The sequence below is a fragment of the Streptomyces sp. Z26 genome (assembly GCF_003665095.1).
Lineage (GTDB): Bacteria > Actinomycetota > Actinomycetes > Streptomycetales > Streptomycetaceae > Streptomyces > Streptomyces phytohabitans.
The window spans coordinates 3,838,047-3,862,952 of sequence record NZ_RCHV01000002.1; the positions used below are offsets into that span (position 1 = coordinate 3,838,047).

The window sequence follows — 24,906 nt, forward strand, 5'->3', positions numbered from 1 at the left end:
CCTACCCCGTACGGGCTCAGCGCCCGCCCGCGCGCACCAGCCCCGTCTCGTACGCGAGCACCACGGCCTGCACCCGGTCCCGCAGCTCCAGCTTGGTCAGGATGCGGCCCACGTGCGTCTTCACGGTGGCCTCCGACAGGACGAGGTGCGCGGCGATCTCGCCGTTGGACATGCCCTGCGCGACGAACGTCAGCACCTCCCGCTCGCGTTCCGTCAGCCGCTCCATGCCGTGGCTGAGCGGCGCCGGGGTGGCGGCGGGCAGCACGGTGGAGAAGCGGTCGATGAGCCGCCGGGTGGTGCTCGGCGCGACGACGGCGTCACCGCTGTGCACGGCGCGGATGGCCGTCAGCAGCTCGCCGGGCGGCACGTCCTTCAGCATGAAGCCGCTGGCCCCGGCCTTGAGCGCGGTGAACGCGTACTCGTCCAGGTCGAACGTGGTGAGGATCAGCACCTTCGGCTGCCCCGGGCCGCCCTCGCCGCGTTCGCAGATCCGGTGGGTGGTCTCGACGCCGTCCAGGTTCGGCATGCGGACGTCCATCAGGACGACGTCCACGCTCGTGGCGCGCAGGATGTCCAGGGCCTGGAGCCCGTCCCCCGCCTCCGCGACCACCTCCATGTCGGGCTGCGCCGCCAGCACCATGCGGAATCCGGTGCGCAGCAGCGCCTGGTCGTCGACGAGCATCACGCGGATGGCCATGCGCCGCGCCCTCCCTCTCTGCCTGGGGTGAAGTCTCTCCGTGCGGTACGCGCCGGGGCGCGCCCCCGGCCGTTGGGGTCAGGGCGCGCTCTTGAGCGGCAGCACCGCGCAGATCCGGAAGCCGCCGCCCGGCCGGGGACCGGCCTCCAGGTTCCCGCCGACCATGCCGACGCGTTCCCGCATGCCGATCAGCCCGTGCCCGAGGCCGTCCGTACCGCCGTCCTCGTACACGTCGCGCTGCGCGCCCCGCCCGTCGTCCTCCGCGAGGAGCGCCAGCTCGCCGTCGCCGTACCGCAGCCGCACGTTCGCCCCGACGCGGGGACCGCCGTGCTTGCGGGTGTTGGTGAGGGCCTCCTGCACGATGCGGTACGCGGTCAGCTCGACGCTGCTCGGCAGCGGACGCGGGGTGCCCTGGATCTCGAACGCGACCGTCAGGCCCGTCCCGCGCACCTGGTCCACCAGCTCGTTCAGCTGCTCCACGCCGGGCTGCGGCACGTACTCGCCGCTCTCCTTGGACTGCTCGCCGGTGCGCAGCACGCCCAGCAGGCGGCGCATCTCCGCGAGTGCCTGGCGGCCGGTGCCGGAGATCGTCTCCAGCGCCTGCCGGGTCTGGTCGGGCGCGGTGTCCAGCACGTACGCGGCGCCGTCTGCCTGCACGACCATCACCGAGACGTTGTGCGCGACGACGTCGTGCAGCTCGCGGGCGATCCGGGCGCGTTCGGCGGCGACGGCCACCTTGGCCTGCGCCTCCCGCTCCTTCTCCAGGCGCGCGGCGCGCTCCTCCAGCTGCTTGTAGTACGCCTGCCGGGTGCGCAGCGAGTCGCCCATCACCCAGGCGAGGACGAAGCAGGCCGTCATCAGTATGGCGCCGAGGGCGTCCTCGAAGGCGTCCTGGTTGGGGCTGGGCCAGCGGAACGTGGCGATCGTCGGCGCCAGGAACGCCCCGGCGAGGGCGAGCCGCGACGCCCACGGCACGGTCCGTGAGGCGACGGTGAAGATGATCACGAGGAACGCGAAGTTCCCGACGAACACCTGGACGTTCGTCACGAGCTGCACCAGCCCCGTGGCACACGCCAGCACCAGCATCTTCTCGGGGAGGCGGCGGCGGAGGGCGACGACGAGGCTCAGCGCCAGCGAGACGGGGACGGCGGCGACCTGCTCCTTCGTGCCCAGCGCCGCCCCCTCGAAGTCGGCCTGGGTGCTCGCGATGATCCATGCGGCGGACAGCGCCAGGAGGAGGACGGCGTAGAAGCTGTCCACCCACGTGGGGTGTCGGCGGATGAAGTCATAGATGCGATGCACGTCACCCAGCGTATGCACGGTGAGTACGTTCAGGGTCAGCCGGACGGGCGATCCGTGGACCGCTCACCTACTCCCCAAGGTGGAGGCGGACCGTCCGCGGGGCCCGGGTCTGGCGCCGTACGCCGCGCGGGGTGCCCGTACGGTGGCGGCGTGCACGAGGACGGTACGGACGGGCCCGGCGCGGCGCCCGGCGCCCGGGGCGACGCGCCCGTCGGCTGGCGGGACGCGACGGAGCGGGCGCTGTACGGGCCGGGCGGGTTCTTCGTACGGGAGGAGCCGGGGGCGCACTTCCGTACGTCGGTGCACGCCTCCCGCCTGTTCGCGCGCGCCGTCGCCCGGCTGACGGACCGGGTGGACGCCGCGCTGGGGCGGCCCGCCGAACTGGCGCTGCTGGACGTCGGCGCGGGGCGCGGCGAGCTGCACGCGGGCGTGCTCGACGAGGTGGACGGCGCGCTCGCGCGCCGCCTGCGCCCGTGCGCCGTGGAGCGCGCGCCCCGGCCGCCCGCGCTCGACGCGCGCGTGGAGTGGCGGGACGCGCTGCCGCCGCCGGGTTCGGTGACGGGGCTCGTGTTCGCCAACGAGTGGCTGGACAACGTGCCGCTGGACGTCGCGGAGGTCGACGCGGACGGCGTCGCGCGCTACGTACGCGTGGACCGTACGGGCCGCGAGCGGCTCGGCGGCCCGGTCGGCGGCGCGGACGCGCGCTGGCTGGAACGCTGGTGGCCGCTGGGCCCGGAACCGGGGCTGCGCGCGGAGATCGGGCGGACGCGCGACGAGGCGTGGGCGGCCGCCGCGGGCACGCTGGCGCGCGGCCTCGCCGTCGCCGTCGACTACGCGCACACGCGCGCCGACCGGCCGCCGTTCGGCACCCTCACCGGCTACCTCGACGGCCGCGAGGTGCGCGCCGTCCCCGACGGCGGCCGCGACCTCACCGCGCACGTCGCGCTCGACGCGTGCGCCGCCGCGGTCGGCGCCGGCGGTGGCGGCGACGGCGCGGGCGGCGCGCACGCGGGGCGCGGCGGCACGGCGTACACGCAGCGCGCCGCGCTGCACGCGCTCGGCGTGCACGGCGGGCGGCCGCCGCTGTCGTGGGCGACGACGGACGCGGCGGCGTACGTGCGCGCGCTGGGTACGGCGGGGGAGGCGGCGGAGCTGACCGACCCGGGCGGGCTGGGCGGGTTCACGTGGCTGGTGTGCCCGGTGGGGATGGCCGACCCGTTCGCCTGAGGCGGTCGGCGCCCGCCCCGCCCCGGCCCGTACGGATCACGCGCCCGCCGCGCCCGTACCCGTACCCGCCGCCCCCGCGTCGCCCGTCAGCCACCGTTCCGGGGCCGCCTCGCGGCGCCCCGTACGGGAGCGCTCCGCCTGGGCCGCGACGAACGCGTACGCCTCCGCCTCGTCCCGCTGCCGCCCCGCCGCCCAGCCCCGCGCGCCGTGGTCCACCACGACGTCCGCCAGCCCCAACCGCCGCTGCCACGGCCCCTGCCGCAGCCGTACGGACTGCACCTTGGCGTGCGGCACCAGCTCCGTACGGCGCCGCAGCAGGCCGTTCCGGGTGACGAACACCGCGTCCGTCACCCCCTGCCCGTAGCCGCGCCTGCGGACGGGCGCCGACCAGCGAGACCGGTCCGGGGACCGGACGGCCGCCGCCTCCGCCGCCGCCAGGTCGGCGCCCGGCAGTACGCGCGCCAGCACCCGGGCCGCGTCGGCGCGCGTCGCGACGGGCAGCAGGACGCCGTTCGCGCCGCCCTTGTCGCCCTTCGCCGCGCCCGCGACCTCCAACTCGACGCGCACCCAGCCGCGGCGGCGCCACAGCAGCGGTTCGCTGACCCGTACGTACTGCACGCGGCCCGGCGGCACCGTCGCGTGCTCCCGGTCGAGCAGGCCGTGGTCGAGGCGGAGGCCGTCGGGCGACTCCGCCACCGTCCAGTCGAACTCGGTCAGGAAACGCCCCAGGCTGCTCGTCCACACCCCGCCCAGCAGGGGCAGCCCGACGGCGAGCGCGGGCCAGGGGCTGCCCGCCACCAGGTAGACGACCGGCGGCACCGCCAGCGCCGCGGCCAGCGCCGCCCAGACGCCGCCGCTCAGCAGCAGCGCGGTGACGAGCGTGCCCGTACGGACCCGCAGCAGCTCGCGCGACGGCGCCTCGCCCGCCAGCGGCGCGGCCTCGGGCGCCATGCCCGCGGCGCGCGCGAGGAGTTCGGCGCGGAGGGCGACGGCGTCGCGTTCGCCCAGGTACGCCAGTTCGTCGCGGGCCTCGGTGCCGACGACGTCCAGTTTCAGCTTGGCGACCTGCGCGACGCGGGCGAGTAGCGGGCGGCTCACGTCGACGCCCTGGACGCGGTCCAGCCGGATGTGGGCGGTACGGCGGAAGAACAGGCCGGTACGGATGCGGAGTTCGGTGTCCGTCACGGAGTAGCGGGTGAACCACCAGGAGAGGAAGCCGTACGCGCCCGCCACCGGCAGCAGGACGGCGAAGCCCAACAGCAGCCAGCCCAGGGTCAGTTCGGTGAACCACCGGCGGGCGCGCTCGAAGTCCTGCACCGCGAAGACGGCGATGCCCGCGACCGGCGCCCACGCCCGCCGCCACGGCGTGACGGGGTGCAGGCGGCGGCCCTCCGACGGGGCGGGCGCCGTGGGCGCGGGCGGCCGGGGCGCGTTCACAGCCCCGCCGAACGGGCCTCGCCCAGCTCCGTGAGCCGGTCCCGCAGCCGCTCCGCCTCGGCGGGCGACAGCCCCGGGATGGTGGCGTCGGTGGTCGCGGCGGCGGTGTGCAGCTGGAGGCGGGCGAGGCCGTGCCGGCGCTCCAACGGGCCGGAGGTGACCTCGACGAGCTGCATCCGCCCGTACGGCACCACCGTCAGCCCGCGCCACAGCACGCCGCGCGAGATGAGCAGGTCGTCGGCGCGCTCCGCGTAGCGCCACGAGCGCCAGTTGCGGGCCAGCGCGCCCCAGCCCCACCCGGCCGCGGCCAGCGGCGGCAGCGCGCACAGCGCCCAGACGGGGGCGGCGAACACGGCGGGGAGCACGCCCGCGAGGGCGGCGGCGGGGAGGAGCGTGCCGAGCAGCACGAGGCGGCGCAGCCGGAGGAGGGCGGGCTCGACGGGGCGCCAGGGGGTGTCGGCGTACGGGTCCGGGGCCGGGTCCGCCGTCGGTTCCGGAGCGGCGTCCGCCCCCGGGTCCGTACGCCCGCCCGCGCCCGTACGTGTCCCGGCGCCCGTACGTATCCCCGCGCCCGTACCGTCCCTGTCCCCGTCCGTGGTCATGCGTGCAGCGTAGGCCCGTCCCCGCGCGGGCGGGCGCTCCCGGGGGAGCGGGACCGGCGGCGGGTGCCACACTATGGGCCATGACGGAGACGACGGTCGGCATCGGAGGCGCCGCCGAGAGCACCGACATGGTGCTCAACATCGGCCCGCAGCACCCCTCCACCCACGGCGTGCTGCGGCTGCGCCTCGTCCTGGACGGCGAACGGATCACCGCCGCCGAACCGGTCGTCGGCTACATGCACCGCGGCGCGGAGAAGCTGTTCGAGGCCCGCGACTACCGGCAGATCATCGTCCTCGCCAACCGGCACGACTGGCTGTCCGCGTTCTCCAACGAACTCGGCGTCGTGCTGGCCGTCGAGCGGATGCTCGGCATGGAGGTCCCCGAGCGCGCCGTCTGGACCCGCACCCTGCTCGCGGAGCTGAACAGGGTGCTGAACCACATGATGTTCCTCGGCTCGTACCCCCTCGAACTCGGCGGCATCACCCCGGTCTTCTACTCGTTCCGCGAGCGCGAGGAGCTCCAGAACGTGATGGAGGAGGTCTCCGGCGGGCGCATGCACTACATGTTCAACCGCGTCGGCGGCCTCAAGGACGACCTCCCGGCCGGTTGGACCGCCCGCGCCCGCGCCGCCGTCGCCGCCGTCCGCTCCCGCATGGACGTCTACGACCGGCTGGTGCTGGGCAACGAGATCTTCCGCGGCCGTACGGAAGGCGTCGGCGTCCTCACCCCGGAGACCGCGCACGCGTACGGCGTCAGCGGCCCCATCGCCCGCGCCTCCGGCGTGGACTTCGACCTGCGCCGCGACGAGCCGTACCTCGCGTACGGCGAACTCGGCGACGTGCTGCGCGTCGCCACCCGCGACACCGGCGACTGCCTCGCCCGCTTCGAGGTCCTCCTCGAACAGGCCCACAACTCCCTCGCGCTGGCCGACGCCTGCCTCGACCGGCTCGCGGACCTCCCGCCCGGACCTGTCAACCAGCGGCTGCCGAAGGTGCTCAAGGCACCCGAGGGCGCCACGTACGCCTGGACGGAGAACCCGCTCGGCCTGAACGGCTACTACCTCGTCTCCAAGGGCGAGAAGACCCCGCACCGGCTGAAGCTCCGCTCCGCGTCGTTCAACAACATTCAGGCGCTCGTCGAGCTGCTGCCCGGGACGCTCGTCGCGGACATGGTGGCGATCCTGGGGTCGTTCTTCTTCGTCGTGGGCGACATCGACAAGTGAGCCGGGCGCGCCCGTCTGCCGCCGGGGCGGCCCGCGCGCGGTACGGGCGGGCGGCGGCGCTCACGTAGCATGGCCGGGCATCGTCACATCGTCCGGTACCCCGCGCGGACCGGAACGGAAGACGGAAGGTCAGCACCCCGTGAACGCACACCCCGAGCCCGATCCCGCGTCCGGGCCCGCCTCCCCGCACGACGCCTCCCCGCCCGGTGCCGAGCCGCTGCCCGTACGGGCCGAGGACCGCCCCGCGCGGCTGGACGTCGGCGTCGTCGGCACCGGCCGTGTCGGCCCCGCCCTCGCCGCCGCGCTGCGGCTCGCCGGACACCGGCCGGTGGCCGCGTCGGGCGTCTCCGAGGCGTCCCGCACCAGGGCCGCCGCGCTGCTCCCGGACGTACCCCTGGTGGAGCCCGCCGAGGTGCTGGCGCGCTGCGACCTCGTCCTCCTCACCGTCCCTGACGACGCGCTGCCCGCCCTGGCCAAGGGCCTCGCGGAGACCGGTTCCGTACGGCCGGGGCAGCTGGTCGTGCACGCGTCCGGGCGGTACGGCACGGACGTGCTGGAGCCGGTGCTGCGCGCGGGCGGACTGCCGTTGGCGCTGCACCCGGTGATGACGTTCACGGGTACGCCGGTCGACGTGCAGCGGCTCGCGGGCTGCTCGTTCGGCGTCACCGCGCCCGAGGAGCTGCGGCTCGCCGCCGAGGCCCTGGTGATCGAGATGGGCGGCGAACCGGAGTGGATCGCGGAGGACGCCCGCCCGCTGTACCACGCGGCGCTCGCCCTCGGCGCGAACCACCTGGTGACGCTCGTCGCGCAGGCCATGGAGCTGCTGCGGTCGGCGGGCGTGGCCGCCCCCGACCGGATGCTCGGGCCGCTGCTCGGCGCCGCCCTCGACAACGCGCTGCGCTCCGGCGACGCCGCCCTCACCGGCCCGGTGGCGCGCGGCGACGCGGGTACGGTCGCCGCGCACGTCGGCGAGCTGCGGGCGCACGCGCCGCACGCCGTCGCCGGGTACCTGGCGATGGCCCGTACGACCGCGGACCGCGCGCTCGCGCACGGGCTGCTCAAGCCGGAGCTGGCGGAGGACCTGCTGGACGTGCTGTCCGGGCCGGGCGGCTCGGGCGGGAGCGGTGGCCCGGCCGGTTCCGGCGGCTCCGCGCGCCCCGGTGGGGAGGACGGGCGGTGACGGCCGCCGCCCCCGGGCCCGGCACCCCGGCCGCCGCCCCCGCCGCGTCGCTCCGGCTCGCCCGTACGGCCGCCGAGCTGCCCGCGCCGCCCGACCGCGCGCGCGGCGTCCGCCGCGCCGTCGTCATGACGATGGGCGCCCTGCACGACGGCCACGCCGCCCTCGTCCGTGCCGCCCGCGCGCGGGTCGGCGCCGACGGCCAGGTGGTGGTGACGGTCTTCGTCAACCCGCTCCAGTTCGGGCCGGGCGAGGACCTCGACCGCTACCCGCGCACCCTCGACGCCGACCTCCGCGTCGCCGCCGACGCGGGCGCGGACACGGTCTTCGCGCCCGCCGCCGACGAGGTGTACCCGGGCGGCGAGCCGCAGGTACGCGTCGCGGCGGGCCCCATGGGCGCCCGGCTCGAAGGCGCCCACCGGCCCGGCCACTTCGACGGGATGCTCACCGTCGTCGCCAAGCTGCTCCACCTCACCGCCCCCGACGTCGCGTACTACGGGCAGAAGGACGCGCAGCAGCTCGCCCTCATCCGCCGCATGGCCCGCGACCTGAACTTCCCCGTCGAGATCGTCGGCGTCCCGACCGTACGGGAGCCCGACGGCCTCGCCCTCTCCAGCCGCAACCGCTACCTCGACCCCGCCGGACGCCGTACCGCCCTCGCCCTCTCCCGCGCCCTCACCGCGGGCGCCGCCGCCGCGCACGAGGGCCCCGAGGCGGTCCGTACGGCGGCCCGGCGCGCGCTGGCGGAGTCCCGGGACGCGGCGCCGCCGCTGGAGACCGACTACCTGGCGCTCGTCGACCCGGCCGACTTCCGCGAGGTGACCGGGGAGTTCGCGGGCGAGGCGGTCCTCGCCGTCGCGGCGCGCGTCGGCGCCACCCGGCTGATCGACAACGTACGCGTCCCGCTCACCCCGCCCGGCGCCGCCGGGGACCCGCTGACGGAGGGCACCCCATGACCGCGCTGCCCGCGCCCCCGCCCGGCTGGACGCTCGACGCGGACGTCGTCGTCGTGGGCTCCGGCGTCGCCGGACTGACCACCGCGCTCCGCTGCGCGGCGGCGGGCCGCCGTACGGTCGTGGTGACCAAGGCCCGCCTCGACGACGGCTCGACGCGCTGGGCGCAGGGCGGCATCGCCGCCGCGCTCGGCGACGGCGACACCCCCGACCAACACCTGGACGACACGCTCGTGGCGGGCGTGGGCTTGTGCGACGAGACGGCCGTACGCACGCTGGTCACCGAGGGGCCCGACGCCGTACGCCGCCTCATCGCCACCGGCGCCCGCTTCGACGCGTCCCGCGACGGCGGCATCGCGCTGACCCGCGAGGGCGGCCACCACCGCGACCGCATCGCGCACGCGGGCGGCGACGCGACGGGCGCGGAGATCTCGCGGGCGCTGGTGGAGGCCGTACGGACCGCGGGCCGCGCCGGGCAGGGCGCGGACGCGGGTACGGACCCCGCGCCCGGCACCATCCGCACCGTGGAGAACGCCCTCGTCCTCGACCTGCTCACCGCCCCCGACGGCCGCACCGCCGGCGTCACCCTGCACGTCATGGGCGAGGGCCAGCACGACGGCGTCGGCGCGGTGCACGCGCCCGCCGTGGTGCTCGCCACCGGCGGCATGGGCCAGGTCTTCTCCGCCACGACCAACCCGGACGTGTCCACCGGCGACGGCGTGGCGCTGGCGCTGCGCGCGGGCGCGGAGGTCAGCGACCTGGAGTTCGTGCAGTTCCACCCGACGGTCCTGCACCTGGGGCGGGGCGCGGAGGGGCAGCAGCCGCTCATATCCGAGGCCGTGCGCGGCGAGGGCGCGCACCTCGTCGACGCCGACGGCGTCCGCTTCATGCTCGGGCAGCACGAACTCGCCGAGCTGGCCCCCCGCGACATCGTCGCCAAGGCCATCACGCGCCGGATGCGCGAGCACGGCACAGACCACATGTACCTCGACGCCCGCCACTTCGGTGCCGACATGTGGGCCCGCCGCTTCCCGACGATCCTCGCCGCGTGCCGCGCCCACGGCATCGACCCGGTGACCGAGCCGATCCCGGTCTCGCCCGCCGCGCACTACGCGTCCGGCGGCGTCCGCACCGACCGGTACGGCCGTACGACCGTCCCCGGCCTCTACGCCTGCGGCGAGGCCGCCTGCACCGGGGTGCACGGCGCGAACCGGCTCGCGTCCAACTCCCTGCTGGAAGGGCTGGTGTTCGCGGAGCGCATCGCCCAGGACATCGCGGCGGCCCCGCCCGCCCCGCCCGTCCCCGTGGCCCCGGCGAACGCCTCCGCCGAGCCCGTACGGCTGCTGCCCGCCGACTCCCGTACGGCGATCCAGCGGACCATGACGGAGGGCGCGGGCGTGCTGCGTTCCGGCGCCAGCCTCACCCGCGCCGCCGAACGGCTCGACGCGCTCCACGGGGAGACGGCGCACAAGCCCGCCGAACCGGGCGTCGACACCTGGGAGACCGCCAACCTGCACCTCGTCGCCCGCGTCCTGGTCGCCGCCGCCCTCCGCCGCACCGAGACGCGCGGCTGCCACTGGCGCGAGGACCACCCGGAACGGGACGACGCCGCCTGGCGCCGCCACCTCACGCTGTCCCTGCGCCCGGACGGCGCCCCGCACCCCGACGGCAGCGGCCCCGCCGAGGCGGCCCTCGACGTGCGTACGACCGAGGGCACCGCGTTCCCGCCCGTCCTGCCCGGACCCGCGCCCGTACCGGCGCCCGCGCCCGCACCCGTACCGCCCGGAAGCCGGACCGCCGCCCCCGAGGAGACCCCTTGACCAGCCCCACCCCCGACGACGAGCACCGCCCCGAGCCCGTGGACGTGCCCCTGCTCCACATCGGCGGCGCCCCCGCCGCGGCCACCCCGGGGGGCGGAGGCTGCGGGGACGACTGCGGCTGCGGCGCCGACTCCCCGTACGCCGCCGGGCGCGACTACGGTCTCGACCCCCTCGACTGCGGCCTCGACCAGGGCCTCGCCCGGCTCCTCCAGGAGGCGGGCCTCGACCCGGTGCAGGTCGAGGACATCGCGCACCTCGCCATCGAGGAGGACCTCGACCACGGCGTGGACGTCACCACCGTCGCCACCGTCCCCGAGGACGCCGTGGCCACGGGCGACTTCACGGCCCGCGAGGCCGGTACGGTCGCGGGCCTGCGCATCGCGGAGGCCGTCCTCTCCGTCGTCTGCACCGACGAGCTGGAGGTGGAGCGGCACGCCGAGGACGGCGACCGCGTCGTCCCCGGCCAGCCGCTGCTGACCGTCCGCGCCCGCACCCGCGACCTGCTCACCGGCGAGCGCGGCGCGCTCAACCTCCTGTGCCGCCTCTCCGGCATCGCCACCGCGACCCGCGCCTGGTCGGACGTGCTGGAGGGGACCCGTACGCGCGTCCGCGACACCCGTAAGACGACTCCGGGGCTACGGGCGCTGGAGAAGTACGCGGTCCGCTGCGGTGGCGGGGTCAACCACCGCTTCTCGCTGTCCGACGCGGCGCTCGTCAAGGACAACCACGTGATCGCGGCGGGCGGCGTCGCCGAGGCGTTCCGCAAGGTGCGGGCCGCGGCGGCGGAGTTCGGCGCCGAGGGGCTGCCGATCGAGGTGGAGGTCGACCGGCTCGACCAGCTCGAACCCGTTCTCGCCGAGGGCGCAGACCTGCTGCTCCTCGACAACTTCACGCCCGAGCAGACGGCGGAGGCCGTCGCGCTCGTCGCGGGCCGCGCGCTGCTGGAGTCCTCCGGCAGGCTGACGCTCGCGACGGCACGCGCGTACGCCGACACCGGGGTCGACTTCCTGGCCGTCGGCGCGCTCACGCACTCCGCGCCGATCCTCGACATCGGCCTGGACCTGCGCGAGGACGCCCGCGACGCGGCGGCGGAGGTCGGCTGAGCATGCTGCTGACGATCGACGTCGGGAACACCCACACCGTCCTCGGCCTGTTCGACGGGGAGGAGATCGTCGAGCACTGGCGGATCTCCACGGACGCCCGCCGCACCGCCGACGAACTCGCCGTACTCCTCCAGGGGTTGATGGGCATGCACCCGCTCCTCGGGGAGGAGCTGGGCGACAACATCGAGGGCATCGCGATCTGCTCGACGGTGCCGTCCGTCCTGCACGAGCTGCGCGAGGTCACCCGCCGCTACTACGGCGACATCCCGGCCGTACTCGTCGAACCGGGCGTGAAGACCGGCGTGCCCGTCCTCATGGACAACCCGAAGGAGGTCGGCGCCGACCGCGTCATCAACGCGCTCGCGGCCGTGGAGCTGTACGGCGGCCCGTGCGTCGTCGTGGACTTCGGCACGGCGACGACGTTCGACGCCGTGTCCGCGCGCGGGGAGTACGTCGGCGGGGTCATCGCGCCGGGCATCGAGATCTCGGTCGAGGCGCTCGGCGTCAAGGGCGCGCAGCTCCGCAAGATCGAACTGGCCCGCCCGCGCAGCGTCATCGGCAAGAACACCGTCGAGGCCATGCAGTCCGGCATCCTCTACGGCTTCGCGGGCCAGGTCGACGGCGTGGTGCGGCGCATCTCCCGCGAACTGGCCGACGACCCCGACGACGTGACGGTCATCGCCACCGGGGGACTGGCCCCGATGGTGCTCGGTGAGGCGTCGGTCATCGACGAGCACGAGCCCTGGCTCACGCTGATCGGCCTCCGCCTCGTCTACGAGCGGAACGTGGCCCGCGCGTAGGGCGCGTACGGCCTGCGGGGAAGGCGCGACGGGCGTACGGGTCCGGGCGGTGCGACGTACGGCGGCGGGGGCCGCAGAACGTACAGATCGCCCGGACACCCCCTAACACGCCAAATCGGGCTAAGGCGATTTAGTGCGCGAGACGCCTAATATCCCCCCATGCCCACGCCCTATGGTTCCCGAGGCGGCATGGCCTTCAGCGCGGACGAGCTGCGTGTGCTCCGCGGCGCCCTGGCCGTAGCCCTCCAGCCCGCCGCGGCCCCCGCGGCCGCGGGCGAGCCCGGCGAGTACCTCCGGCTCGCCGAGTCGCTCGACGAAGCCGTGCGCGAGGGGAGCAGACTCCGCTCCTTCCTGCTGGCCGACCTCGCCCGCTACCGGGCGGCCCTCCCCGGCGCCGCCGCGGGCTACCTCGAACAGCTGGAGGACGCCCTCGCGGCGGGCTACCTGCCGCGCCCCGACGACCTCGCCGCGCTCCGCCTCCTCTGCGGCGAGCCGTCCGGCGAACGCGAGGCCAAGCGCCGCGCCGAACTGCTCCGCCGTGGCGAACGACTGGCCGAACAGGCCGTACGCGCCCGGCTGTTGGTCCTCCCCGGCGGACGCTCGGCGGGGACGACGGCCCGCGCGGGGCGCGGGGTGGAGGGCGCGCCCGGGGGGTCGGCCGAGGCCGAGTCCGGTGCCGCCGCCGACGCGGGTGCCGAAGCGGCGTCCGACGCGGCGCCGGAGCGGTCCCCGGCGAAGCGGCCGGACGAGCGCCCCGCGCCCGCCCCGTCCCCGTCGGCCCCCTCCCCGGCTCCCGCGGAGCCGCCGTCGCCACGCCCCGTACCGACGCCCGCCGAGGTCTTCCCGCCCCGCCGCCGCGGCCCCGACCCCGGTGACCCCGACCCGGACGCGGCGCCCGACCCGGCGCCCGAGGGGGCCGTGCACGCCCTCCCGGCCTGACGCCCGCGCCCGCCGCGTGCCCGCCCCGTACCCGCCGCGCCGCGCCGCGCGCGGTCACGCGCGGTGGCCTGCCGCCGTACGCGTGCGGGCGCGGGGCTACGCTGAGTGGAACCCGCGTCGCCCGAGGAGGCCCGACATCATGGAATACGTCGCAGCTCTGACCCCGCCGGTCGTGATGGCGATCGCCTTCACCGCACTGGTCGTGACCATAGTGAAGAGCCAGGGTGGCGCGAACAAGGCCAAGGAGGACGCGATCGTGGACGCGGCCACGCGGAAGACGGACGGCTGAATTCGCGACATCTCCGCCTATTATTCTCCCCGTGCCTCGGCCATTGGGAGAGTTGGAAGACGCCGTCATGACGCGGGTATGGCAGTGGAACCGCCCGGTCACCGTGCGAGAAGTCCTCGAAGACCTGCAACGGGAACGGACCATCGCCTACACCACGGTGATGACCGTAATGGACAACCTTCATCAGAAGGGCTGGGTGCGGCGCGAACAAGAGGGCCGCGCCTATCGATATGCCGCGGTCTCCACCCGGGCCGCCTACTCCGCCGCTCTCATGCACGAGGCGTGGTCGGCCAGTGACAACTTGGCAGCCGCTCTCGTGGACTTCTTCGGCATGATGTCCGCGGCCGAGGGGGAAGCTCTCAGAGACGCTCTCCGCGTCGTACAGGTGAGCGGTGTGCGCCCCGACGCGACGGGGAGATAGCGTCCGAGCATGCCCGATCATCAGAACCCGGCGAGCGAGGTGACCGTTCGGCGGGCACGCACGAGTGATGTACGCGCGGTCTGTCGTCTCGTGGAGACCTACTCGCGTGAGCGCATCCTCCTCGGCAAAGCCACCGTGACGCTTTATGAGGACATCCAGGAGTTCTGGGTCGCGGAACGGGACCATGATGCGGAGGTGGTCGCCTGCGGGGCTCTCCACGTGATGTGGGAGGACCTGGCGGAGGTGCGAACTCTGGCCGTGGACCCGGCGCTCAAGGGCACCGGGGTGGGCCATGTGGTGCTGGAGAAGCTGTTGCAGACCGCCCGTTGGCTCGGTGTGCGCCGTATTTTCTGCCTCACCTTCGAAGTCGACTTCTTCGCCAAGCACGGCTTCATCGAGATCGGTGAGACCCCGGTCGACGGTGATGTCTACAGCGAGCTGCTGCGTTCACCCGACGAGGGTGTCGCCGAGTTCCTCGGGCTCGAACGGGTGAAGCCCAACACCTTGGGCAACAGCCGCATGCTGCTCCATCTCTGAGGCTTCCGCTATGTCCGAAAGATCCCGGGAATCCTCCTGGCCCGGGAGTCAAACTCCGTCGAGGGTTTGTGTTTCCCGCAGAAAAGCGGTTTGCTTTCGTCGGCAGTATCAGTAATCGGTTATCGATGACGAATGGAGTTACCGGTGGCACAGAAGGTTCAGGTTCTTCTGGTCGACGACCTCGAAGGCGGCGAAGCCGACGAGACCGTGACGTTCGCGCTGGACGGCAAGAGCTATGAGATCGACCTCAACACCACCAACGCGGACAAGCTCCGTGACGCGCTCGCCGACTTCGTGAAGGCGGGTCGACGCACCGGTGGCCGTTCGGGACGGGGAAAGGCCGGGCGTACCGCCACCGCTTCGCCCGCCGGTCAGGACACGGCGAAGATCCGCGCCTGGGCGAAGGAGCAGGGCTACGAGGTGAATGACCGGGGTCGCGTTCCGGCCAACATTCGCGAGGCGTACGAGAAGGCCAACGGCTGATCCGCGGCGACCGTCGTACCGGAGCCGGCACCGGCACCGGTGGCGCCGTACGGGCGCCGCAACAGCGCGCGGTGACACTCCGTCGCCGCCGCGGCGACCAGACGGACCAGGTCGGGAGTCCCCGCGTCCCCTCCGATCCCCAGTGCGGGCAGGTCCCGCCCGCAGTCCCGCCCCGGCCGGGGCGGCAGTACCCAGGTGGCGTCCCCCGGGTCCTGCGCACCCGGCACCGGGGCGGGCACACGCCCGCCCGCTCCGACCGCCCGGAGCCCGAGCCCGTCGGCGAGCGTCCCCCAGTCCAGCCAGCGGAGCAGCCCCGGCACCTCAGCCGCGGCCCCCTCGGCGATCAGCAGCCACACGTCCGCCCCGGCCCGCAGCGCCGGGCCCGCGTCGCGCGTGCGCGCGAGCAGCGGCAGGCCCGCGTCGGCGGGCAGCCGCAGGGCGTCGAACCGCGTCCCCGTGACCAGCTCGGGCGGCTCCCCGCGTACGGTCCAGCCCAGCTCCCGCTCGTACCACCCCGGCTCCCGCCCGTACGGGCCGCGACCGGTGTCCACTCCGCGCTGGCGGGGCATCGTGCGGGTGAAACCCGTCCTCGTACGGGTCGCCGGGGCACTCACGGGCCCGCCCGTACGTCGTTCCAGGGGAGGAGTCGTCATGCGTGGACAACGGGGGAACGGCCCCCGCGTCACGCTGTGTTGACACCCGGCGGCACCTTGTGACGACGCGTGCGCGCAATGGTGTTCGCCGGTAGCGGATGCCTACGGTGTCACGGCATGGACTGTCAGTGGCAGCGGGTAGGAAGTGCCTAGTGGATCGGGGGTGTGGGCAGCGGTGGACGGGACGCGCGGGCCGTCCGTCGGCGGTGCGTTCGCCGTCGGCGTACTGGAACCAGGTGAATACGCCTGGCCTGCGGGAACATCGTCCTCCAGCATCGGGTTGGAACTGTTGACGGCTGCTCGGGACGCGAGACTCGACGTGAGACCCGTGGTCCCCGCCCGCGTAGGGGCGATCCGGGCAGGTGTCGGCAGTTGGAATGAGCGGTCCCCGGTCGCGGGACTAAGCTGCGGAAGGACAGGGAGGGGACCGACCCCTCACTGCCCGACCGCTCTGAGGAGCGATTAACGATGTTCGAGAGGTTCACCGACCGCGCGCGGCGGGTTGTCGTCCTGGCTCAGGAAGAAGCCCGGATGCTCAACCACAACTACATCGGCACCGAGCACATCCTTCTGGGCCTGATCCACGAAGGAGAGGGTGTCGCCGCTAAGGCACTGGAGAGCCTCGGGATTTCGCTCGAGGCGGTCCGCCAGCAGGTGGAGGAGATCATCGGCCAGGGCCAGCAGGCCCCGTCCGGCCACATCCCCTTCACCCCCCGTGCCAAGAAGGTCCTGGAGCTGTCGCTCCGCGAGGCCCTTCAGCTCGGCCACAACTACATCGGCACGGAGCACATCCTGCTCGGCCTGATCCGCGAGGGCGAGGGCGTCGCCGCCCAGGTCCTCGTGAAGTTGGGCGCCGACCTCAACCGGGTGCGGCAGCAGGTCATCCAGCTGCTCTCCGGTTACTCGGGTGGCAAGGAGGCCGCCACCGCCGGCGGCCCCGCCGAGGGCACGCCCTCCACGTCGCTCGTCCTGGACCAGTTCGGCCGCAACCTCACGCAGGCCGCCCGCGAATCCAAGCTCGACCCGGTCATCGGGCGCGAGAAGGAGATCGAGCGGGTCATGCAGGTGCTGTCCCGCCGTACGAAGAACAACCCGGTGCTCATCGGTGAGCCCGGCGTCGGCAAGACCGCGGTCGTCGAGGGCCTCGCCCAGGCGATCGTCAAGGGCGAGGTGCCCGAGACCCTCAAGGACAAGCACCTCTACACCCTGGACCTGGGTGCCCTGGTCGCCGGCTCGCGTTACCGCGGTGACTTCGAGGAGCGCCTGAAGAAGGTGCTCAAGGAGATCCGCACGCGCGGCGACATCATCCTGTTCATCGACGAGCTGCACACCCTGGTCGGCGCGGGCGCCGCCGAGGGCGCGATCGACGCCGCCAGCATCCTCAAGCCGATGCTGGCCCGCGGTGAACTCCAGACCATCGGCGCGACCACGCTCGACGAGTACCGCAAGCACCTGGAGAAGGACGCCGCCCTGGAGCGTCGTTTCCAGCCGATCCAGGTCGCGGAGCCGTCGCTGCCGCACACGATCGAGATCCTCAAGGGCCTCCGGGACCGGTACGAGGCGCACCACCGCGTGTCCATCACGGACGCCGCGCTGGTCGGCGCGGCCACGCTGGCCGACCGTTACATCTCGGACCGCTTCCTGCCGGACAAGGCGATCGACCTGATCGACGAGGCCGGTTCGCGGATGCGCATCCGCCGGATGACCGCGCCGCCGGACCTGCGCGAGTTCGACGAGAAGATCGCGAACGTCCGCCGGGACAAGGAGTCCGCGATCGACTCGCAGGACTTCGAGAAGGCCGCCTCCCTCCGTGACACGGAGAAGCAGCTCCTCGCCCAGAAGGCCAAGCGGGAGAAGGAGTGGAAGGCCGGCGACATGGACGTCGTCGCGGAGGTGGACGAGGACCTGATCGCCGAGGTGCTCGCCACGGCCACCGGCATCCCGGTCTTCAAGCTGACCGAGGAGGAGTCCTCCCGGCTGCTGCGCATGGAGGACGAGCTGCACAAGCGCGTCATCGGCCAGAAGGACGCCATCAAGGCGCTCTCGCAGGCCATCCGGCGTACGCGTGCGGGCCTCAAGGACCCGAAGCGCCCCGGCGGTTCGTTCATCTTCGCCGGTCCGTCCGGTGTCGGTAAGACGGAGCTGTCGAAGACGCTCGCGGAGTTCCTGTTCGGTGACGAGGACGCGCTGATCTCCCTCGACATGTCGGAGTTCAGCGAGAAGCACACCGTCTCCCGGCTGTTCGGCTCGCCCCCCGGCTACGTCGGGTACGAGGAGGGCGGCCAGCTCACCGAGAAGGTGCGCCGCAAGCCGTTCTCCGTCGTCCTCTTCGACGAGGTGGAGAAGGCCCACCCGGACATCTTCAACTCGCTGCTCCAGATCCTGGAGGACGGTCGTCTGACCGACTCCCAGGGCCGGGTCGTCGACTTCAAGAACACGGTCATCATCATGACGACCAACCTCGGCACCCGGGACATCTCCAAGGGCTTCAACCTCGGCTTCGCCGGTCAGGGTGACGTCAGCACCAACTACGACCGCATGAAGAACAAGGTCAACGAGGAGCTGAAGCAGCACTTCCGGCCCGAGTTCCTGAACCGTGTCGACGACACGGTCGTCTTCCACCAGCTGACCCGCGACAACATCATCGAGATCGTGGACCTGATGCTGGCCCAGGTGGACGAGCGCCTGAAGGACCGGGACATGGGCATCGAGCTGAACACCGAGGCCAAGGAGCTGCTGGCGAAGAAGGGCTACGACCCCGTGATGGGCGCCCGGCCGCTGCGTCGGACGATCCAGCGCGAGATCGAGGACCCGCTGTCCGAGAAGATCCTCTTCGGGGAGCTGCTGCCGGGCCACATCGTGGTCGTCGACACGGAGGGCGAGGGCGAGGCGAAGACCTTCACCTTCCGCGGCGAGGAGAAGTCGGCGCTGCCCGACGTCCCGCCGGTCGAGTCCGCGGCGGGCGGCGGCCCGAACCTCTCCAAGGACGCGTGACCCCGGCCCCGTCCGGCGCTCACGGAGCGCGGGACGGGCGGGCGTAGGGACGGAACGGCACGTGGGACCGGCATCGTGAGGATGCCGGTCCCACGGCCTTTTCCGGGGGCGTACGGGCGCGGGCACGGCGTACCGCCACACGTACGGTCCGTGCCGGGCGTGGTGCCCCGGCGCGGGCCGCCGTCAGACGATGCGGATGCCCTCCGGCACGCCTTCGACGCGCGGCAGCCGTGGCATCACCCGCAGCGTCGTCAGCCGCGGGAACCGCGCCAGCCACTCCATCGACACCCCCAGGTCGTACGCCAGCCAGAGGTGCGCCACCCGGTCCCGTACGAGCCCGTCCAGCAGCTCGTCCGGCGTGAACGGCCCGGCGATCTGCACGCACTCGCGCCCGCCCATCTTCGCCAGCGCGTCCAGCTCGACCCGGTCGGTGAGCGGGAAGTACAGCCCTTCGGGGTCGAGGTGGCGCAGGACCTCCTCGGCGTAGTGGTCGGTGTCGAAGTTGTGCCAGCCGCGGGCGAGTTCGGCCCGTACGGTCAGGGAGCCGTGGTGCCGCAGCTGCGCCAGGTAGTGGATGGCCGCGTCGTCCCGGATACGGGTGGCGGTGACCGCGAGCCGGTGCGCCTCCTCGTCACCGACCTTCGTCGGGTCGGGCAGCATCTCCAGCACGATGGGCCCGACCCAGCCGAGGCCGCGGGCGGCGGCGAGGGTGGTCGGGCGCACCATGTTGCGGGTCTCGCGCCGGATGCGGGCGAGTACGTCCGGGTCCAGCTCCGTGACGTGCTCCAGGCAGGCGGCGGCCAGCAGGCGGCGCCGGTTGCGCTTCATGCCGGTGCGGCCCGGCGCGATGAGCCCTTCGAGGAGGACGGCGCACTCCTGCGGCCGGGCATGCGCCACGGCCATGCGGATGACCTCCTCCCAGTCCGGTTCGTGCGCGTGGTCGAGGAGCAGCTGGAACGTGCCTCGCTCGACGGCCTCCTTCGCCGCGAGGTAGTCCTGCACGGTGCGGTGGATGAACTCGACGGTGCCGTCCGTGCCCTCTCGCAGCAGACCCGTACGCAGCAGCAGGTGTTCGTAGATCTGCCGCGGGGTGCCCTGGCCGGTGACGGAGGGGATGGCGGGTGTGTGGGTCTCTATCTCGTCGAGCGCCGCCTGCGTCTCCAGCACGGAGCGCTCCTCGACGAGCATCCGGTACGCCAGCTTCCGCAGCAGCCGTTCGCGGGGCGCGCGGTCCAGCTTCACGTCGTCGGCGTGCAGGACGCGGCGTTCCGGGTCGCGGCGCTGGAGGAGCATCTCCATGGCGGCTTCGTAGAGTTCGCGGCGGCCCTGCGGCAGTGAGCCGTTCCGGTCCCGGTTGAGGGCGCAGATCAGGCCGCACATCAGGGGGTTGGTGGCCAGGCCGCGCAACTCGCGGTAGAGCGGGATGGATTGGAGGAGGCGTTCCCGGTAGTCCTCCAGGTGCTGGTGGTCGCGGCCGTCGTCGGTACGGGCGGCGTTGTGCCACGCGTTGATGAACCGGGAGATCTGGTCGCGGCTCATCGGCGCCAGGGTCAGTTCGGTGAAGCCCTCGTCCGCGAGCCAGGCCGCCTCGACCGCCGGGGGCCGGGTCGTGACGAGGCAGATGTTGCCGCTGTAGATCCGCAGGATGCGGCGCAACTGCTCGCCCAGCTCGGCGCGTTGGTGCTCGGGCGCCTCGTCCATGCCGTCGATGAGGAGCAGCGCGCGTTCGTCCGCGAGGACCCGGGCGGCCCAGCCGTCCGGCGCCTCGGCGGCCAACGGGTGGTGGATGGCCCGGAGGAAGTCGTCGGGCGCGGGGAAGCCGGTGCGGGCGAACCGCCGTACCGGCAGCAGGAACGGGATGCGCCCCTCCAGCGGCTCCAGCCCGTCGGGCACCCCGCCGCGCGCCGTGGCGACGGCGAGCCGCTGGATGAGGGTGGTCTTGCCGGAACCGGCGACACCGCGGACGAGGAGGCGTTCCTGCGTGGTGAGGGCGCGTTCGGCGGGCATCAACGGCAGGGCGGGCTCGGCCGGTTCGACGTCGTCCGCCCCGTCCGGACCGCGGGGCGCGGCGGCTGCGGGGGTGTCGAAGCGGGCGCCGAGACTGAGGTACGTCGTCTCCAGCGGCCACGTGTCCGGCGTGTGCGGGTTCGACAGCTCGATGCCGTGGATCGTCACCCGGTTGTGCCGCTCCACGACCGACCGCAGGTAGCGCTCCTCGAACGCCGTGTCCCCGGCCGACGGCGCGGGCCGACGCCGTACGACCGCGACATCGCCCAGGTCGACCAACTGGCGGATGTGGTGGCTCCGTTCGGGCAGCCGCTCGGCCAGGTGAGGGAAGCGGTCGAGCAGCAGGTTCAGTGCGTGCAGGCAGACGGCGACGAGCAGGCTGTCGTGGAACGAGGCCGCCTCGGGCGACAGCTCCCGGTCCGCGCCCGGGGCGCCCGTACGCAGCAGGCGCGCCCAGTCCTGCGGGCCCATCCGCAGCGCCTGGAGGTCGGTGGTGTCCAACTCGCCCAGCACGGACAGGGTCCGGGCGAGCACGGTGCCGACCCCCGCCGACTCGCCGCGGAAGAGGACGGCGGGGACCAGGCCGAGACGTACGAAGCGGGTGGCCAGGCGCTCCAACTCGGCATAGCCGCAGGAGGGGTTGGCGCCGCGGAAGGAGACGAGCCCGGCGATCAGCTGTCCGCCCGGCGGCGGCGCCGACGGTGGCGGCGGCGTGTGCGGGTCCGGGGGTCTCGGGTGCCGAGGGGAGTGCGGGGTGCCGGTGGTGCGCGGGGTGTCCGTGGGTGCCGGTAGCGGCGCGAACAGCCGCTGGACCAGCGGAGCCGCGTCGACTGAGGGCAGGCGGACGGGTTCCATGAGGCTCCCCCCGGTGGCCTTCTCGCTCGTGTGCGGCGGCGCTCGGCTGTCGCTGCCGTGTGTGACCAAGCCTATGCGTACGGCGGCGCCCCGGCTATCGCCCGCGGGCTGCCGTTCGGGACGGGCCGGGGCGGGGTGGCCCGGGTCGTGGCGGGTCCGGGCGGCGGGGCGGTCAGCGGACGGTGAGGTGCGTGAGGTCGACGTACGGGGGGAGGCGGTGGGCGTTCTCGACCTGCCGCGCGGACACGAAGACGCTTTCGAGGGAGTCGAGTTCGACCAGTGGTGCGAGGTCGGCGTACCCGGCGCGGTTGAGGGCGACGTGGACGAGTCCGGGGAAGAGGGCGGTCACGGCCGCCAGGTCGCACTCCTCGTCGTCGACCAGGAGGTAGAGGCGGGACAGCCGGGGCATGGGCAGGCGCGCTGCCGCGAGGTCGAGGACGTCGGTCGGGCGCAACGCCAGTTCCCGTAGGCCCGGGTGGGCCGCGACGGCCGCCCAGTCGGAGACCCGGGGTGGCACGGTGAGATCCCACAGCCCGAGGTAGGTCAGGGAGGGCAGCAGTTCGAGGCCCTCCAACTCGCTTCCGTGGCGCGGCAGCTGGAGATGGCTCAGGGGTGCCGTACGGGGGAGGGCGGCGGCCCCGGGCCAGTGCACGTCCCTCGACAGCCCGAGGTACCGGAGTCGGGTGAGCGCCGCCGCGCCGCGCAGGTCCCGCAGCCCCGCCATGTCGCGCAGCGTGAGGTGGGTGACGTGCGTGTCCTCCAGCGGGGACAGGTCCGTGACGGCCGGGCAGTCCGCGAGATCGAGGGAGTGGAGGGAGGAGTACGCGCTGAGGAACCCGAGGTCGGTGAGCAAGGGGTTCTTCGCGAGACGCAGTTCCGCCAGGGCGTCCGGATCGAGGGCCGAGGCGATCCGGTCCGGTGTGAACTCCCCGTGCACCGCCACGCTCACGGCACCGCCGAGCGCCCGCAGGCGGTCCAGCTCCTCGTTCGAACGCGCGGTGAGGAAGGCGTTCGGCCTGTCGGTGAGGTGGGCGAGGACCTCGCGGGCGTACGTCTCCGTGTCGAACCGGTCCCAGTGGCCGCCGAGTTGACGCGCCACACCGTCGTACGCGTGGTCGCGGAAGCGCAGCAGCACGGGCAGCGCGGCGTCCCCGCCGACCTGCGCGGCGGTGTGGACGACGTCCACGGCTTCCGCGACGGTCAACTCCCCGGGCCCCGGCAGCAGTTCGAGGACGGCCGGACCGATCCGGGCGAGCGCCTTCGCCTCGTCGAGGCCGCGCGGCGGGACGAGTGCGGCCGTACGGCGCTCGACCCCGGCCCGTACCGCCGGGTCCAGCTTGGTGGCGTGCTCCAGGCAGGCGGCGGCCAGGACGTGCAGGCGGGTGCGGTGGTCCGGCTCCCGGTCGCCGCGCTCCACCAACGTCCCCAGCAGCCGGGCCCGTTCGTCCGGTCGGGCGTGCGCGACCGCCATCCGCAGGACGTCCTCCCACTGGTCCAGGTGCGCGTGCCGGACGAGCAGGTCGATGTCGCGTTCCTCGACGGCCTCGCGCGCGCCCAGGTAGTCCTGGAAGGTGCGGTGGACGAAGTCGACGGTGTCCGGGGCCGGTTCGCGCAGCACCCCGGACCGTACGAGCAGGTGCTGGAGGACGTCGGCGGCCGAACCCCGCGCCGCCACCTGCGGCATGGCGGGCAGGACGCGGGCCAGCAGCTCGACGGCGTCCGAACGGTCCAGCTCGGCACGGCCGTTGCGGATCAGCCAGTACGCGAGCTTCTGCAACAGCTCGACCTGCGACTCCTCGTCCAGGTCGGCGCCGTCGGGGTGGTGGATGTCGCCGCGTTCCCGGTCGCGCCGTTCCAGGAGCATGCTGAGCGCCGCGTCGTACAGCGCCTTCCGGCCGCGCGGCAGGAAGCCGCGGCGCTCCCGGTGGAGGGCGCAGATCAGCCCGCACATCAGCGGGTTGACGGCGAGCCGCGCGAGGTCCTGCTGACCGCGTACGGCCGTCAACAGGGCTTCGCCTAGGGCTGGTTCGGCGCCCGCCGCGTGGTGCCAGCGGTGGACGAACGCGGCCACGTCGGTACGGCTCATCGGGGCGAGCGACAGCTCGGCGAAGCCGGCCGCGTCGAGCCAGTCGTCGGTCACGGCGGAGGGGCGGGACGTGACCAGCCAGAGGTTGCCGGGGAAGGCGGTGACCAGGTCGCGCAGCCAGCGCCGCGTACGGTCGCGCTCCTCGGCGGGCACCTCGTCGACGCCGTCGACGAGCAGCAGCGCGCGTCCGGCGTCCAGCACCCGTTCCGCCCAGCCGGGCGGCTGCGCGCCCGCGACCGGGCAGCTGGTCGCGGCGAGGAAGTCGGCGGGGACGGGGAGTCGGGCGCCGCCGCGCGTCAGCGTACGCAGCGGCAGCACGAACGGGACCCGGCCCAGCAGGTGCGCCGTCCCCGGCGCCGCGTCCTGCCGCGCGGTGCTGACCGCGAGCCACTGCACGAGCGTGGTCTTGCCGGAACCGGCGTCGCCGCGCAGCAGCACCCGTTCGTGGTCCACGAGCACGCGGTCGGCGGGGAGCGTCGTGGTGTGGGGCGCGACGCCGGGCGGCGCGCCGTTCCCGGCTGGCGGTCCCGCCGGCGGCTGTGGCGTGCGTTCGGTGGCCTCCAACGTCAAGTACGCGGTGTCCAGGGGCCATTCGCGCCGCTGCCGCAGGTCGAGACCGTGGATGGTGAGCGTGCCGTGCTTGCCGACGAGGAAGTCCGCGTAACGCCGCTCGAACCGTACGTCCGCCGCGTCCTGCGCCGGTACGCGCGCCACGAGCACGTCCAACGTCCGTACCAGCCCGTCCAGTTCGCGGCTCTGCTCGACGAGCGAGCGGGCGACGAACGTGGAACGCCGGGTGAAGAAGTGCAGGACGTGCAGGCAGGCGGTGTCCAGCAGCGACCCGTACAGCCGCGTCGCGTCGGCCGACAGGCCGCGCTCCGCGCGCGGCGCGCCCGCGCGCAGCACCCGGGCGAACTCGCGGTGCCCCAGCCGTACGGCCTGCACGTCCTCCATCCCCACGTCCCCGAGGGCGAGCAGCGTACGGGTCAGCGCGAACGCGACGGCCCGTTCCTCGTCCTCGGGCACGGGACGTTCGGCGGGCGGCACGTCGCGGCACGCGCGCCGCACCAGCTCCGTGGTGAGCTTCCCCAACTGCGCCTCGCCGAGCGCGCGTTGCTCCCCACGGAACGAGACGAGCGCGGAGATCCGTACGGGCTCCGCCACGAGCCCGGCGCCGGGCTCGTCCTGGACGAACAGCCGCTTCACCAGGGGTACGAGCAGGGTCGACGCCAGCCGCGTCCCCACCGCTCCGGCCGCTCCCGGTTCCATGCGCCCCCCACGGGTGGTGACCTGGTGCCACT

20 protein-coding genes are annotated in these 24,906 nt (G+C 74.0%); 13 read left to right on the forward strand and 7 right to left on the reverse strand.

Annotation, left to right across the window (positions count from 1 at the left end):
• Positions 1 to 16: 16 nt before the first annotated feature.
• Both D7M15_RS17015 and D7M15_RS17020 read right to left on the reverse strand, forming a co-directional pair.
• Positions 17 to 697 (reverse strand): response regulator transcription factor, encoded by a 681-nt coding sequence (locus tag D7M15_RS17015; RefSeq protein WP_121518306.1) that lies wholly within the window; start codon positions 695 to 697, stop codon positions 17 to 19.
• Between the two features lie 78 nt (positions 698 to 775).
• Entirely contained in the window at positions 776 to 1,999 is a 1,224-nt protein-coding gene (locus D7M15_RS17020; RefSeq protein WP_121520896.1) for a sensor histidine kinase, read from the reverse strand.
• 240 nt (positions 2,000 to 2,239) lie between these two features.
• Between D7M15_RS17020 and D7M15_RS17025 the strand changes: the two genes are divergently transcribed.
• On the forward strand, positions 2,240 to 3,226 hold the full coding sequence (locus D7M15_RS17025) for an SAM-dependent methyltransferase (RefSeq protein WP_240649676.1): 987 nt from the start codon (positions 2,240 to 2,242) through the stop codon (positions 3,224 to 3,226).
• A 36-nt stretch (positions 3,227 to 3,262) separates the two neighbouring features.
• Here the strand turns inward: D7M15_RS17025 and D7M15_RS17030 are convergent, their stop codons facing one another.
• The gene (locus tag D7M15_RS17030; RefSeq protein WP_121518308.1) at positions 3,263 to 4,663 is read right to left on the reverse strand and encodes a PH domain-containing protein; all 1,401 of its coding nucleotides are present in this window, start codon (positions 4,661 to 4,663) and stop codon (positions 3,263 to 3,265) included.
• Positions 4,660 to 5,265 carry a PH domain-containing protein gene (locus D7M15_RS17035; protein WP_121518309.1) on the reverse strand — a complete coding sequence of 202 codons (606 nt, stop codon included), beginning with the start codon at positions 5,263 to 5,265 and terminating at the stop codon, positions 4,660 to 4,662. The genes D7M15_RS17030 and D7M15_RS17035 overlap by 4 nt, the downstream gene beginning before the upstream one ends.
• Positions 5,266 to 5,345: 80 nt before the next feature.
• Here D7M15_RS17035 and D7M15_RS17040 point away from each other — a divergent pair, with 80 nt between their 5' ends.
• The 11 genes from D7M15_RS17040 to D7M15_RS17085 all read left to right on the forward strand — a co-directional run bounded on the left by D7M15_RS17040 (position 5,346) and on the right by D7M15_RS17085 (position 15,010).
• Positions 5,346 to 6,488, forward strand: a complete 1,143-nt coding sequence (locus tag D7M15_RS17040; protein ID WP_121518310.1) for an NADH-quinone oxidoreductase subunit D — start codon at positions 5,346 to 5,348, stop codon at positions 6,486 to 6,488.
• Between the two features lie 217 nt (positions 6,489 to 6,705).
• Positions 6,706 to 7,668 carry a DUF2520 domain-containing protein gene (locus D7M15_RS17045; protein ID WP_121520898.1) on the forward strand — a complete coding sequence of 321 codons (963 nt, stop codon included), beginning with the start codon at positions 6,706 to 6,708 and terminating at the stop codon, positions 7,666 to 7,668.
• Positions 7,665 to 8,621, forward strand: a complete 957-nt coding sequence (gene panC, locus D7M15_RS17050) for a pantoate--beta-alanine ligase (RefSeq protein ID WP_121518311.1) — start codon at positions 7,665 to 7,667, stop codon at positions 8,619 to 8,621. Before D7M15_RS17045 ends, panC begins: the two co-directional genes overlap by 4 nt.
• A complete protein-coding gene (locus D7M15_RS17055; RefSeq protein WP_121518312.1) occupies positions 8,618 to 10,438 on the forward strand; it encodes an L-aspartate oxidase in 1,821 nt (606 codons plus the stop codon). The genes panC and D7M15_RS17055 overlap by 4 nt, the downstream gene beginning before the upstream one ends.
• Entirely contained in the window at positions 10,435 to 11,541 is a 1,107-nt protein-coding gene (nadC, locus tag D7M15_RS17060; RefSeq protein ID WP_121518313.1) for a carboxylating nicotinate-nucleotide diphosphorylase, read from the forward strand. Before D7M15_RS17055 ends, nadC begins: the two co-directional genes overlap by 4 nt.
• A gap of 2 nt (positions 11,542 to 11,543) precedes the next feature.
• Entirely contained in the window at positions 11,544 to 12,341 is a 798-nt protein-coding gene (locus D7M15_RS17065; RefSeq protein ID WP_121518314.1) for a type III pantothenate kinase, read from the forward strand.
• Positions 12,342 to 12,500: 159 nt separating this feature from the next.
• Positions 12,501 to 13,280 carry a hypothetical protein gene (locus tag D7M15_RS17070; RefSeq protein ID WP_240649345.1) on the forward strand — a complete coding sequence of 260 codons (780 nt, stop codon included), beginning with the start codon at positions 12,501 to 12,503 and terminating at the stop codon, positions 13,278 to 13,280.
• A gap of 139 nt (positions 13,281 to 13,419) precedes the next feature.
• Positions 13,420 to 13,569, forward strand: a complete 150-nt coding sequence (locus D7M15_RS28535; protein ID WP_165906282.1) for a hypothetical protein — start codon at positions 13,420 to 13,422, stop codon at positions 13,567 to 13,569.
• A gap of 31 nt (positions 13,570 to 13,600) precedes the next feature.
• A complete protein-coding gene (locus D7M15_RS17075) occupies positions 13,601 to 13,990 on the forward strand; it encodes a BlaI/MecI/CopY family transcriptional regulator (protein ID WP_121518315.1) in 390 nt (129 codons plus the stop codon).
• 9 nt (positions 13,991 to 13,999) lie between these two features.
• Positions 14,000 to 14,527: an amino-acid N-acetyltransferase gene (locus tag D7M15_RS17080; protein ID WP_121518316.1), complete on the forward strand. Its 528-nt coding sequence runs from the start codon at positions 14,000 to 14,002 to the stop codon at positions 14,525 to 14,527.
• A 144-nt stretch (positions 14,528 to 14,671) separates the two neighbouring features.
• Complete coding sequence (locus D7M15_RS17085) at positions 14,672 to 15,010, forward strand: Lsr2 family protein (protein ID WP_121518317.1); 339 nt, start codon at positions 14,672 to 14,674, stop codon at positions 15,008 to 15,010.
• Here the strand turns inward: D7M15_RS17085 and D7M15_RS17090 are convergent.
• Positions 14,941 to 15,579: an SCO3374 family protein gene (locus D7M15_RS17090; RefSeq protein ID WP_121518318.1), complete on the reverse strand. Its 639-nt coding sequence runs from the start codon at positions 15,577 to 15,579 to the stop codon at positions 14,941 to 14,943. The genes D7M15_RS17085 and D7M15_RS17090 overlap by 70 nt on opposite strands.
• Positions 15,580 to 16,131: 552 nt before the next feature.
• Between D7M15_RS17090 and D7M15_RS17100 the strand changes: the two genes are divergently transcribed.
• Positions 16,132 to 18,657 (forward strand): ATP-dependent Clp protease ATP-binding subunit, encoded by a 2,526-nt coding sequence (locus tag D7M15_RS17100; RefSeq protein ID WP_121518320.1) that lies wholly within the window; start codon positions 16,132 to 16,134, stop codon positions 18,655 to 18,657.
• A gap of 183 nt (positions 18,658 to 18,840) precedes the next feature.
• On the opposite strand, the gene D7M15_RS17105 is transcribed toward D7M15_RS17100, so the two are convergent.
• Both D7M15_RS17105 and D7M15_RS17110 read right to left on the reverse strand, forming a co-directional pair.
• Positions 18,841 to 21,519 carry an NACHT domain-containing protein gene (locus tag D7M15_RS17105; RefSeq protein WP_121518321.1) on the reverse strand — a complete coding sequence of 893 codons (2,679 nt, stop codon included), beginning with the start codon at positions 21,517 to 21,519 and terminating at the stop codon, positions 18,841 to 18,843.
• 172 nt (positions 21,520 to 21,691) lie between these two features.
• Complete coding sequence (locus D7M15_RS17110) at positions 21,692 to 24,874, reverse strand: NACHT domain-containing protein (RefSeq protein WP_121518322.1); 3,183 nt, start codon at positions 24,872 to 24,874, stop codon at positions 21,692 to 21,694.
• Positions 24,875 to 24,906 lie beyond the last annotated feature (32 nt).